Below are 13,089 nucleotides of genomic sequence, written 5' to 3'. Positions count from 1 at the left end.
TGGGGGATAAAAATGGCAGATAAGGATTATTATTCAATTCTGGGATTATCAAAAGATGCCAGTCAAGATGACATTAAGCACGCTTACCGTAAAATGTCTAAGAAGTATCATCCTGATATCAACAAAGAACCCGGTGCTGAAAAGAAGTTTAAAGAAATTAACGAAGCTTACGAAGTACTAAGCGACGAACAAAAACGTCGTAATTACGATCAATTTGGCTCCGCTGATGGCCCATCTGGTGGTTTCGGCGGAGGTGCCGGAGGCTTCGGAGGCGGAGCTGGAGGATTCTCTGGTTTCGGTGGCGGCGGCTTCGACGACATCTTCAGCCAATTCTTTGGTGGTGGAGCAAGAGGTGCTCAAAGAGATCCAAATGCTCCTGTTAAGGGTCGTGATCTTCAATACCAAATGACAATCAATTTTGAAGATGCCGTTTTCGGTAAGAAGACTACGATCAGATACGACCGTGAAGCTAAGTGTGATACCTGTGATGGTTCAGGTGCAAAACCAGGAACTCATCCAGAAACTTGTCACCAATGTAACGGTAGTGGTTACGTAACATCAGTTCAAAATACACCATTAGGTCAAATGCAAACTCAACATCCATGTCCTACTTGTGGTGGAACTGGTAAAGAAATTAAGGACAAATGTCCTAAGTGTGGTGGCTCAGGTCACATGCACGAAAGTCACAAGGTAGAAGTAAACATTCCTGCCGGTGTTGATGATGGACAACAAATGAGATTACAAGGTCAAGGTGAAGCCGGTGAAAACGGTGGACCTTACGGTGACTTATTCATCGTATTTAGAGTAAAACCTAGTCGTGACTTTGAACGTGATGGCTCTGATCTACATTACTCACAAAACATCTCATTTACTCAAGCTACTCTAGGTAGCACCATCAAGGTTAAGACCGTATATGGTGATGTTGAAATGAAGGTTCCAGCAGGAACTCAATCAAATACTACCTTCAGACTTAGAGGTAAGGGAATGCCTAAGATTAACAGTAGTTCAAAAGGTGATGAACTAGTTACTGTTAAGATTGTCACTCCTAAGAGTTTAAACAAACAACAAAAACAAGCTCTAAAAGCTTTTGCTGAAGCATCTGGTGAAGAAGAATACAAGAATGGTGGATTCTTCGAAAAGATGAAAGATGCTATGAACGGCAAGAAATAAATTAAGGGTCGCTTATGCGACTCTTTTTTGTTGCCGAAAAGAATTCCGATAGCATGATTTAGTTTGTGCATTGTCTTTTTGGTTGTTATAATTGTATTAATACATTACGTTGAAAGTAGGAATAAACATGGACATAGCAAAAATGAAGGAACATCAAAAATACATTCGTAACTTTTCGATTGTTGCTCATATTGATCATGGTAAATCTACTTTAGCCGATCGAATTTTAGAAATGACAGATACTGTCGCAAAAAGAGATATGCAAAACCAATTATTGGATGACATGGAATTAGAAAGAGAACGTGGAATCACAATCAAGTTGAATGCAGTTGAGCTAAAGTACCATTCTAAGGATGGTCATGACTATGAATTTCATCTTATTGATACACCAGGACATGTCGATTTCTCATACGAAGTATCAAGAAGTTTGGCTGCGTGTGAAGGTGCAGTTTTAGTTGTTGATGCTGCCCAAGGTGTTGAAGCACAAACTTTAGCTAATGTTTACTTGGCGATCGATGATGACTTGGAAATTGTTCCTGTAATTAATAAGATTGATTTACCTTCTGCGCAACCAGACATGGTTAAAAAAGAAGTTGAAGATATCATTGGTATCGATGCCGAAAATGCCGTTTTAGCTAGTGCTAAAAAGGGAATCGGAATTGAAGACTTATTGGAAAGAATCGTAGAAGAAGTACCTGCTCCTCAAGGTGATTTGGATGCACCACTAAAGGCACTTGTCTTCGACTCTGTTTACGATGATTATCGTGGGGTAGTTTTGAGTGTTCGTTTACGTGATGGTGTTGTTAAACCAGGAGATAAAATTCGCTTAATGAACAGTGGTAGTGAATACGAAGTTACCGAAGTTGGTGTGAACTCTCCACATCCTGTTCAAAGAGAATACCTAATGGCTGGAGACGTTGGATACATCACCGCAAGTATTAAGGATATCAACCAAACTCGTGTGGGGGATACAGTTACTAATGCTGATAATCCAGCAGATGAACCATTACCAGGTTATCGTGAAATGGAACCAATGGTTTATTCTGGATTATACCCAACTGACAATGCCAAGTTTGGTGACTTAAGAGAATCACTTGAAAAACTTAAATTAAATGATGCTGCATTAGAATTCGAACCTGAATCATCACAAGCACTTGGATTTGGTTTTAGATGTGGATTCTTAGGTATGTTACACATGGATGTTGTGCAAGAACGACTAGAAAGAGAATTCAATCTTGATCTAATCACCACTGCTCCATCTGTTACTTACCACGTCTTTACCACCGATGGTCAAAGAAAAGATGTGGAAAACCCATCGGAAATGCCAGATGCTTCGGAAATCAAAGCGGTTGAAGAACCATACGTAAAAGCAACTGTAATGGTGCCTAACGATTATGTTGGTGCCGTGATGGAGCTTTGCCAATCACGTCGTGGGCAATTCGAAACAATGGAATATATTGATGATTATCGTGTCAACATCATGTACTCAATTCCATTGTCAGAAATCATCTTTGACTTCTTTGATAAGTTGAAGTCAACCACTAGAGGATATGCATCACTTGATTACGAATTAGGGGACTACAAGCCTTCTGATCTAGTTAAGATTGATATCCTATTGAACGGTGAAAAGGTTGATGCATTGAGTTTCATTTCTCACCGTCAATTCTCAGCTAGTCGTGCTCGAGTAATCGTTGAAAAACTTAAGAAGATTATTCCACGTCAAAACTTCGAAATTCCTGTTCAAGCCGCAATTGGTGCTAAGGTAATTGCTAGAACTAACATCAAGGCATACCGTAAGGATGTTACTGCTCACCTATATGGTGGTGACAGAACCAGAAGAATGAAGCTATTAGAAAAGCAAAAAGCTGGTAAGAAACGTATGAAGGCCGTTGGTAAAGTGGAAATTCCACAAGCCGCATTCATGGCTGTTCTACAAACTGATGAAGAAGAAAGCGATAAAAAGTAATTGACTTCATAAGAAATTATCAGTATGATATATTAAAAATATAGAGTCTTTAATTTAGTCCCGTGAGGCTGATAAGATTAGCGAATTTAATAAAATTTGTGAAGGTCTATTCGTCTAGGGATGAATAGACCTTTTTTGCTAGGTTAAAGCTCTGAAATTATTTAGGGGGATTGGTTATGAATAAAAATTCAGATACCATTTTAGATGTTAACGATAAACCAGGATTATGGCTATGGATTGGTTTATCTCTACAACATATGTTTTCAATGTTTGGAAGCACAGTAATCGTTCCGTTATTGGTTGGGTTAAGTCCAAGCATTGCTTTATTTACTTCTGGAGTTGGGACTTTAATTCACATTCTAGTAACACAGAAGAAGATTCCAGCTTACATGGGTTCTAGTTTCGCGTTCATCGTACCAATGAAGTACTTGATGCAGATAACTGGTTATCCTGGAATTGCTCAAGGGGTAATAGCAGTTGGTGTAATTTATTTAATTGTGGCATTATTAATTGCCATGATTGGTTCAGAATGGATTGATAAGTTACTACCAGCAGTTGTGGTTGGCCCTGTTGTAATCGTAATTGGTTTATCATTAGCATCTAGTGCTGCCAATGATGCAATGTTAAAAAATGGAAATTACGACTACAAGTACGTTTTTGTAGCATTAGTAACACTACTATTAGCAATATTTTTTAACATGTACTTGAAGGGATTTTTAGGATTTATGCCAATCCTACTAGCTATCATTTGTGGATATGTTTTATCGATTGCGATGGGATTAGTTAACTTAAGTACAATTGCAAATGCTCCATGGTTCTCAATGCCTAAATTCGAAATTCCATTCGTTTCATATAATGTGAAATTTGAATGGGGAGCAATCATTGCAATTGCACCAATCGCTTTCGTCACCATTACAGAACACCTGGGTCACTTGATGGTGCTAGATGAATTAACAGGTAGAAATTACTTTAAGGATCCTGGATTAAACAGAACATTAACTGGTGACGGTTTAGCTTCAATTTTTGCCGGATTAGTCGGTGGTCCGGCAGTAACTAGCTATGGTGAAAACATTGGAGTTATGGCAATTACTAAGATTCACAGTGTCTATGTATTGATTGGTGCTGCAGTATTTGCCATTTTATTCTCATTTGTGAACAAGTTAAACGTTTTAATTATGCAAATGCCTCTACCTGTAATCGGTGGTATCAGTTTCCTATTGTTTGGAACGATTGCTTCTAGCGGGATTAAAATCATGATTGAAAATCAAATTGATTTAGCGAATAAACGTAATTTAATGATTGTTTCAACTATTTTAGTAATTGGAGTTGGGGGATTCATTATTAAAATTGGAACATTGCCATTAAATGGACTAGCTGTATCCGTAATCTTAGGAATTTTATTGAATATTGTATTACCTAAAAATTAGTAAAGATTAATAATTACCAATTAAAAACAGTGCTTTTAGTGATATAATGCAAATAGGTAAATTATAGAGAGTTTGCCGCATTATTAGACTGATATGCCAAGTTTTAATTGGTATTTTTTATTGGAAAATATTATGAGAGAGGCACTTAAATATGAATGAACCATATCTATCCGTGATAGTGGCCTGCTATAACGTTCAAGATTACATTGAAAAATGTTTGTCATCCATTGCTAATACGAATTTCCCTATGGAAAGCCTTGAAGTATTGATGATTGATGATGGATCAACTGATAATACAAGTAAAATTATTGATGAATTCGCAAATAAATATAATAGTTTTAGAGCACTACATAAAGAAAACGGTGGTTTAAGTAACACTAGAAATTATGGGATGAAGCACGCTAGAGGAAAGTACATTGCCTTCGTTGATGGTGATGATATTGTTCCTGCTAACGCTTATCCTTCAATGGCGTTTAAAGCACGTCAAAACGACTCAGACTTAGTTGTAGGTTTTGTTAAGCGATTTGATAAAGATCGTTATCAAAATTCATACCTACATTCTTTTGCTGTGCACGATGATTACGATAATACACACATTACAACCAACCATGACTTGATTTACGACACAACCAGTTGGAATAAACTATACAAGCGTTCTTTCTTACTTGATAATAGCATCAAGTTTGTGGAAGGCATCATCTACGAAGATATTCCATTTTCAATGGAGGCACATTTGAAGTCACGTAAGACTTCAGTTGTAGAAGATGATGTCTATGAATGGAGATGGCGCGAAAGTGCCGATTCCATTACCCAAACAAGAAGTGCGCTTTCAAACTTTGAAAGTCGACTAAGTTCACTTAGAAGAACACTACAAATCATTTTAAGCAATGGATTTAGTGAAGAAGACGCATTTGTTCAGGACTTTAAATATAAGGCATTGTTCCTAGATTTATTTATCTTTATTCAAAATCTAGGTGATAATAGCAGTGATTATATTTACCAAGCTCAAGAAATGGTTTACAAGTTCCTAAGAGATTGGCACTTGTGGGATTCAGAAATCTTCTACCGTTTGCCAGTCAAACAACAAATTCTATATTCAGCAATTAGATATAACGATGTCGATGTCATTAATGACATTTCTTATAAAAAGCAAATTGGTGAATTTAAACATTCAATTGGTGGATCAAACTATCGACTAATTGCGCCTGAACTAGGTGATAAGAAGCAACTAGTTGATAATGTTAATTTAAATGATAACAACAGTCGTTTTAACCAAAAGATTAGAGATGTTGAATTTACAAATGTTGATAACGGTGATATTAGAATTGATGGAGCATTCAAGATTACTAAGCTTCACCTTGTTAAACGAACATTTGGTGACGGAAACAAGAACGAATCACTACAAGCTAGCTTGATTAACGTTAAAAATAAAAAGACCGTGAAGGTTCAAGTCAAGAGGGTGGAAAGTCCTTTTGTTAGAAGAACTTTAAAACCAAATGCTAAGTACAACAACGCTGATTACGAAGTTAAGTTTAATATCAAGCAAGCTATCGATACTTTAGGCGTTGGAACTTGGAAGGTACAAATCAAAAACAACGTGGATAACCACATCATGGTAAAGGATTTTGCTACTGATCCAATTGAAAAGTTAACCCAAAAAGCCATTCTACCGTTTGAATACAATGGGGTAAAACTGATTACCAGATTTAACAGTGTTGGTTCACTAGTTTTTGAAGTAATCGATTTAAATTCGGATTCTGATAGAAGGCCAGTGGTTAGTTATCCAACAGTCAGCGACGATAAGCAAGAACTAAGTTTTAACGTCGATAACATGGATGTATCTGGTTACAATGCCGTCTTGATGGCAGCAAATGGTACTGCCATTCACTCAATTGATCAAAATGAAAACAGTTTTGCGTTTAATGTTAAGGAAGTTAACGACAAGGCTCGTAACCAAGAACTTAAGTTAATTATTTTGGATAACTTTACCCATGCTGAAATGAACTACTCATTCTCTTCAAACAAGATTAATCAACAAATTAATCTAGACGATGGGGATGCTATTTCATTGTTCTATGGTGATATCAAAAATATGCAACTAGTGATTGAAGAAGCACCATTCGTGGCTAAGAAAGTCTCTGTTGATGCCAACAACGTTCTACATGTTTCCGCCAAAATGAACAAAGCAGTCGACCCAAGCAGCGTCTTGGTATCGCAAGCCCACGTTGAATTAATTAGTGCTGATAAGGCGACTAGAAAGATATTAGATCCAGTATCTAACCATTTCCAAATTAATGGTGATAGCTTCGACTTTGACTTTGCACTAACTTCGAACAACAATGAACAACTAGATTTACTTGAAGGTGATTATCAATTTAAGATTTATCTTCAAGTTGATGGTAAAGCGCATACTTACCGCATTAAGTACGCCAAGAAGTGTCGTATCAAGACTACTGAATTACCATTCAATGGCAAATCTCAAATTTTCTATGCGGTAAAGAAGGATAAGAGCATGAATCTTATCTTTAAGGTAGATCAACCATTCTTCGGAGCGATGGATGCTAAGAAGGGCTTACGTGCCATTTCTTACTCCGTTTTATATCCATTAATGAGATTATTACCACTTAGAAATGTGATGGTCTTTGACTCTTATTGGTCAAGTAAGTTTGATAGTAACGAAAAGTTGATGTACCAATACGTTGAAGAAAATCATCCTGAAATCAAACCGGTATGGATTTTCAACAACATCGAAACCAATATTACTGGAGACGGTGAAAAGGTTCGCGTAAACACATTTAAGTACTGGTACTACTTGGCTGTTTCAAGATACATTATTCAAAACACCAACATGCCTAATCGCTACGCTAAGCGTAAGGGTCAAATCGAAGTGGAAACACTTCACGGAACATTCTTAAAGCACATGGGATTTGATGAACCTCACTTTAAGTTTGGTACCAACAAGTTACAAAATCGTTTTGCGATGAGGAACCGTCGTTGGGACTATTTAGTAGTACCTTCTGATTACATGGAAAAGACTGCTAAACATGCATTTAACTACAGTCAAAAAGTTATTAAATCAGGTTTTCCTAGAAACGATGAGCTATACACTCACAACAATACTGATTACATTAATTTAGTTAAGAACAAACTGGGTATTCCGCTAAATAAGCGTGTGGTTTTATATGCACCAACATTTAGAGCGGATGGAGGTTTTGACTTCAAGCTTGATTTAGATAAGCTACAAGCAAAACTATCAGACGGTTACGTTCTACTCGTTCGTTTGCATTACTTTGTAGCTCATTCAAATAGTTTCTACAACAATCCTGGATTCGTATACGACGTTAGTGACTACGATAATATTAACGATTTGTACCTAATCAGTGATGCAATGATCACCGATTACTCATCAGTAATGTTTGACTACGCACATCTAAAACGTCCAATGATTTTCTACGCATACGATGCTGATTGGTACTTAGACGAAGCTAACCGAGGTGTCTACTTGGATTACTACAAGCAAATGCCTGGACCAATTGTTAAGACTGAAGACGAATTGATTGATCGCATCAGACATATCGATTCAGTTGCTGACAATTATGCAGACCAAATGGAAACATTCTGTGATGAGTTTGCTCAATACGGTCGTAATGGGGATGCCACTCAACAAGTTGTTGAAACAGTATTGAATACTCAAAGAGAAGATTTAGACCAAGAACCAGCTAAGAGTTTGCTATTTAAGAAGATTGGTCATTTCTGGGATACTAACTTCTTTCAAGCAAAGTTGTTAAATGAACTATCAAAACGTCTTGCTAAGAAGGATATCGTGATTTTCGATAGTTTCTTTGGAACCCAATATTCAGACAATCCTAAGGCAATTTATGAATACATGAAAGCCAACTATCCTGGATTTAAACTATACTGGAACGTCAACAAGGAAGATCGTGAATTCTTTGAATTAAATCAAATTCCTTATGTAACTAGATTTGGTTTCAGAGGAATCTTAAAACAAGCAAGAGCTAAGTACTGGGTAACAAATTCACGTCGTCCATTCAGATGGCACCCAAGTAAAGACACTGTCGTATTACAAACTTGGCATGGAACACCACTAAAGACCATTGGTGCCGACGTTATGAAGGTAACAATGCCTGGTGTAAACGTTGCTAAGTACCACGAAGAAGTCTTCAAGGATAACAGAAGATGGACTAGATTGATTGCGCCTAACATGTATTCAGCAGAAATCATGCAACGCTGCTTTAGAATGCAAGCTAGCCAAATTCAATTGGATGGATATCCAAGAAATGATATCTTAGTAAACCATAATTCTAACGACATCAGAGAAATCAAGGAAGACTTGGGCATTGAAGATAACAAGAAGGTTATCTTGTATGCTCCAACTTGGCGTGATAATGAATATATTAAAAACGATGAATTCACTGCCAAGTTACACCTTGATTTACAAAAGCTACGTGAACGCTATGAAGGGAAGGCATACGTATTAGTAAGAACTCATTACTTAATCTCTAATAATTTAGATTTAAGTGATTACGAAGGTTTCGCACTAAACGTAAGCAACTATCCTGATATTGCTGAATTGTATCTAATCAGTGACGTATTGATTACTGACTACTCATCAGTAATGTTTGATTATGCGACATTAAAACGTCCAATGATCTTCTTTACTTATGACTTAGAAGATTATGCGAATGCCATTCGTGGATTCTACTTTGACTTCATTAAGGAAGCACCAGGTCCAATCGTTAAGACTAACGATGAAGTAATTGAAAGTCTTGATGATATATTCAACAATGGATGGACTCCTGATGATAAGTATGAATCATTCTACAAGAAGTATTCAGCTTGGATGGATGGCAATGCATCTAAACGTTCTGTTGAAAAGATGCTAAGTGATCACAGTCTTGAAACATTCTACAATGATGATTTATCAACACAAGGATTGAGTGATCAAATGATTGCTAAAGACTGTGCAACACTTTGGGCAAAAGACAAGGACTTCGCTAACTATCGTGATAATCATTTTGTTAAGTATCTAGATGGTGATAGAAAAGTGAAAATAATTAAGACAGCTCAATTATGTGATAGAGAATTCAAAGAATTCTTAGGTCCTAAATACGCATTAGTAAGTTTAGACAACCATAATTACTGGATTAATACAGAAGAATTAAGAAAATAAGATTGAAGCATCAACGGTTTATCGTTGATGCTTCTTTTTTATTGAAAAAAGATTGAGCTTTTTTATGAAAGGGGTTTATTTTATTTTTAAAATGGTTTATAATTTATTTTGTTATAAAGTTCACAAACAAAAAACAAGTGATGATTATTACAAAAATCATTTACAAAGACATATCAAACCAATTGATATGCGAGGTAATTTACTTGATTTTATAATATTTCGTGTTATTATTTACTTGTTAATTAAGTTTGTGCTTTATTGCACTAAGTTTTTGATAGCTGATTAGCTTTCAAATGCTAGATAAATTTTTCACAATTAAAAATAATATTAAAATTTTACAGGTAAGGGGTATTTCTATCATGCAAATTAGTGCAAGTTCTACTAAGTCAAAAAGAACCATTTCTTGGACAAGCTCTATTATTTACTTTTTAATCTCACTAGTTATTAACTCATTGGGGAATGTTTTAACACTAGTAACTAGTGCCAAAATTCATCCATCATTTCTAGGATCAGCATACTGGACAGCTGCTGAAAACAACCTAGGATACGCCGTTTTAGGTAATGGTAAATGGGTTTTATTCTGGGCATTCTTTGGACTAGGAATGTTAATTACAGTTCTTAACTCAATTCTAGTTGGAAAATGGAGCTGGAGCAGAGTTATTGGTAACGCTGCTTTCTTAGGACCATTCTCATTATTGATTAACTATTTCAACGGTGTTGTAAGTAACTGGTTACCAGAAGCACACGGAATTGGAATGACATTAGCATATGTATTACTTAACTTCGTTGGTGTTTCATTTATTGCGATTGCAATTTCAATTTACCAAAGAGTTAACATTGCACTACATCCTGCTGATGATTTAATGCAAATTTTAAGATTTAAATACTGTGATGGAAATGCCTCAAAGGCAATGTGGTTCTCATACATTCCACCAACTATCATGGCAATTATCGCTATTGTAATTACTCACCAATTTAATAACTTCGGATTAGGAACCTTGTTCGCATTCTTCTTCCAAGGAGGAATTACAGGGATCGCTGATAAGCATGTCTTTACCAAACTAAAGCATCAAGCTCTTGATGTTGGAGAAGTAAAATAATAAATCTTAAACGCCTAATTTCTGTGTAAACAGCAGACATTTGGCGTTTTTATTTATATATAATATAGGTAGACAATTTAGCAAACTTAATATAAAATTTATATAGAATGATTTATGGACAGATTATGCTTTATTAAAAAGCAATTGCAAAATATTAAAAAATGGAGGTGTACAAACAATGCTTAATCGAACTAAAAAGTTTTTAAGAGATAATGGATACTACTACAAAAAGACTTACATTAGACCATTGCTTACTCCAGATAACGTTTACGTGTTTAGATTCGGAAAGAAACATTTAGATAACCGTTTAATCATCAGATACGGTCATAAATGGACAGGTAGACAAAAAATTAATGAAATTGATTTAAGACTTCATAAACAAAAACATCCACGAATTTTTAAGGATGAAAATTCATTGATGCTTTATTTGGAATCTCACTTGCAACAACATGAGGAAAAACTTAAGCAGCTAAAGATTCAAGAAAAAGAAAAGACAGAATCGAAATAGTACGCTAAATTAATCGGGGGTGTGTCCTATAAGAGGGATGCACCTTTTTTGTAAAAGTTAACAGGGGTGTTTGAAATGGAATGGACTGAAATATCAGTATTAACAAATGATGAATCTCAAGATGCAGTTATTAACATCTTGATGGAATTTGGATCTCTAGGTGTGGAATTAGATTCAAGAAACGATGGAGTATTGAGTATTAACTCATATTTCCCAGAAGACTTTGACATTAAGTCAAAGGTGCCAGCAATCCAAGAAAGAGTGGATCAATTAAAGAGCTTTGGCCTAAACCCTGGAATGGGTAAGGTTGTTACCAAGGATTTAAATGATGACAAGTGGAACACTGAATGGGAAAAGTACTACCATGCCAAACGCATTACCAAGTTCTTAACAATCTCACCAGTATGGGAAGATTATAAGAAAGAATCAGATGATGAGTTGGTAATCAAACTAGATCCAAAGAAGGCATTTGGTACTGGGGTACATCCAACCACTGTTTTATGTCTTCAAGCAATTGAAAACATCATTAGAGAAGGTCAAAGCATTCTAGATATTGGAACTGGTTCTGGGGTTTTAAGTATCGGTGCCAAACTACTAGGTGCTGCTGATATTGAAGCCTATGACTATGATGACGATGCCGTTACATCTGCTAAACAAAACGTGGCCTTAAACGGCTTTGCTGACGACATTAAAGTTGGTAAGAACAGTTTATTGGATGGCATTACTAAGAAGGTAGATATTATTTTTGCTAACATGCTTCCAGAAGCGGTATTACCTTTAATTCCACAAGCAGTTAATAATCTAAATCCTGGCGGACAAATTATCATTTCCGGTATTATTAAGGAAAAACTAGATATTACCAATCAAACACTTAATGACAATGATTTCGTGATTGATCAAGTATCAATGTTAGGTGATTGGTGTGGAATTACAGCACATTTAAGAAGGGATGATGAATAGATGCAACACTACTTTACAGACCAAATATTGAGTAATGATACTGAGTTTGAGGTTAGTGCTGATATCGCTCATCACTTCATGGGTGTTTTACGTTCCACAGAGGGGAATCGTTTTGAAATCGTTGACGGTAACCACCAATTATTTGTTGCCGAATTAATCGATAATGAGAACAATCTAGCTAAAGTAGTTGAAGTATCTGATAAGAATGTTGAACTACCAGCTGATGCGGTTATTATTTGTGGTTTACCAAAGAAGGAAAAGGCCGAACTAGTGGTGCAAAAAGCCACCGAATTAGGGGTGAAAAAGATTATCTTTACCCCAACGGATTGGGCTATTGCTAAATGGAATAATAAGGCCGAAAAGAAATTACAACGTTTTAGAAAAATCGCTAGAAGTGCAGCTGAACAATCGCATCGAAATGTGATTCCAGAAGTTGAATATATTAACTCAATCAAAGAACTAGACAACTACGACTTTGATCACCGTTTAATTGCTTACGAAGAATCAGCTAAGCATGGTGAAAAATCAGATTTAATTAAGACACTAGATCAAACCAAACCGGCTGAAAGTGTCGCAATGTTCTTTGGACCTGAAGGAGGAATATCTCCCAAAGAAGTAGAAACTTTGCAGTCAATGGGATATTTGACCTGTGGACTAGGCCCTAGAATTTTAAGAACTGAAACAGCACCATTTTACTTTTTATCAGCTTTATCAGTTCATATGGAATTAAACTCATTAAATTAATGATAGAATATAGAAAATAAATG

General features: G+C 35.9%; 8 protein-coding genes. All 8 read left to right on the top strand.

What is annotated here, in order from left to right; translation table 11 throughout:
- Nucleotides 1-12 precede the first annotated feature (12 nt).
- The 8 genes from dnaJ (at nucleotide 13) to RZ78_RS04165 (ending at nucleotide 13,066) form a co-directional block, all read left to right on the top strand.
- Entirely contained in the window at nucleotides 13-1,170 is a 1,158-nt protein-coding gene (dnaJ, locus tag RZ78_RS04205) for a molecular chaperone DnaJ (RefSeq protein ID WP_054608221.1), read from the top strand.
- A gap of 127 nt (nucleotides 1,171-1,297) precedes the next feature.
- On the top strand, nucleotides 1,298-3,136 hold the full coding sequence (gene lepA, locus RZ78_RS04200) for a translation elongation factor 4 (protein ID WP_054605632.1): 1,839 nt from the start codon (nucleotides 1,298-1,300) through the stop codon (nucleotides 3,134-3,136).
- Between the two features lie 176 nt (nucleotides 3,137-3,312).
- Nucleotides 3,313-4,563, top strand: coding sequence for a uracil-xanthine permease family protein (locus RZ78_RS04195; protein ID WP_054608220.1), 1,251 nt, complete (start codon nucleotides 3,313-3,315; stop codon nucleotides 4,561-4,563).
- A 151-nt stretch (nucleotides 4,564-4,714) separates the two neighbouring features.
- Nucleotides 4,715-9,754: a bifunctional glycosyltransferase/CDP-glycerol:glycerophosphate glycerophosphotransferase gene (locus RZ78_RS04190; protein WP_054608219.1), complete on the top strand. Its 5,040-nt coding sequence runs from the start codon at nucleotides 4,715-4,717 to the stop codon at nucleotides 9,752-9,754.
- 359 nt (nucleotides 9,755-10,113) lie between these two features.
- The gene (locus tag RZ78_RS04180) at nucleotides 10,114-10,854 is read left to right on the top strand and encodes a hypothetical protein (RefSeq protein WP_054608217.1); all 741 of its coding nucleotides are present in this window, start codon (nucleotides 10,114-10,116) and stop codon (nucleotides 10,852-10,854) included.
- Nucleotides 10,855-11,032: 178 nt separating this feature from the next.
- The gene (locus RZ78_RS04175; protein WP_034531650.1) at nucleotides 11,033-11,362 is read left to right on the top strand and encodes a hypothetical protein; all 330 of its coding nucleotides are present in this window, start codon (nucleotides 11,033-11,035) and stop codon (nucleotides 11,360-11,362) included.
- Between the two features lie 75 nt (nucleotides 11,363-11,437).
- Nucleotides 11,438-12,322: a 50S ribosomal protein L11 methyltransferase gene (gene prmA / locus RZ78_RS04170; RefSeq protein WP_054608216.1), complete on the top strand. Its 885-nt coding sequence runs from the start codon at nucleotides 11,438-11,440 to the stop codon at nucleotides 12,320-12,322.
- The gene (locus tag RZ78_RS04165) at nucleotides 12,323-13,066 is read left to right on the top strand and encodes an RsmE family RNA methyltransferase (protein WP_054608215.1); all 744 of its coding nucleotides are present in this window, start codon (nucleotides 12,323-12,325) and stop codon (nucleotides 13,064-13,066) included.
- Nucleotides 13,067-13,089 lie beyond the last annotated feature (23 nt).

Origin of the sequence: Apilactobacillus kunkeei (assembly GCF_001308195.1) — a bacterium.
GTDB lineage: Bacteria > Bacillota > Bacilli > Lactobacillales > Lactobacillaceae > Apilactobacillus > Apilactobacillus kunkeei_C.
Note: the sequence above shows the minus strand (reverse complement) of the source record. Positions and strands in the feature narration are given on the sequence as shown.

Bases quoted from the DNA above. Each gene is read 5' to 3' on its own strand.
- prmA (WP_054608216.1), top strand. From the start codon at position 11,438: ATGGAATGGACTGAAATATCAGTATTAACAAATGATGAATCTCAAGAT.
- lepA (WP_054605632.1), top strand. From the start codon at position 1,298: ATGGACATAGCAAAAATGAAGGAACATCAAAAATACATTCGTAACTTT.
- RZ78_RS04180 (WP_054608217.1), top strand. From the start codon at position 10,114: ATGCAAATTAGTGCAAGTTCTACTAAGTCAAAAAGAACCATTTCTTGG.
- dnaJ (WP_054608221.1), top strand. From the start codon at position 13: ATGGCAGATAAGGATTATTATTCAATTCTGGGATTATCAAAAGATGCC.
- RZ78_RS04165 (WP_054608215.1), top strand. From the start codon at position 12,323: ATGCAACACTACTTTACAGACCAAATATTGAGTAATGATACTGAGTTT.
- RZ78_RS04175 (WP_034531650.1), top strand. From the start codon at position 11,033: ATGCTTAATCGAACTAAAAAGTTTTTAAGAGATAATGGATACTACTAC.
- RZ78_RS04190 (WP_054608219.1), top strand. From the start codon at position 4,715: ATGAATGAACCATATCTATCCGTGATAGTGGCCTGCTATAACGTTCAA.
- RZ78_RS04195 (WP_054608220.1), top strand. From the start codon at position 3,313: ATGAATAAAAATTCAGATACCATTTTAGATGTTAACGATAAACCAGGA.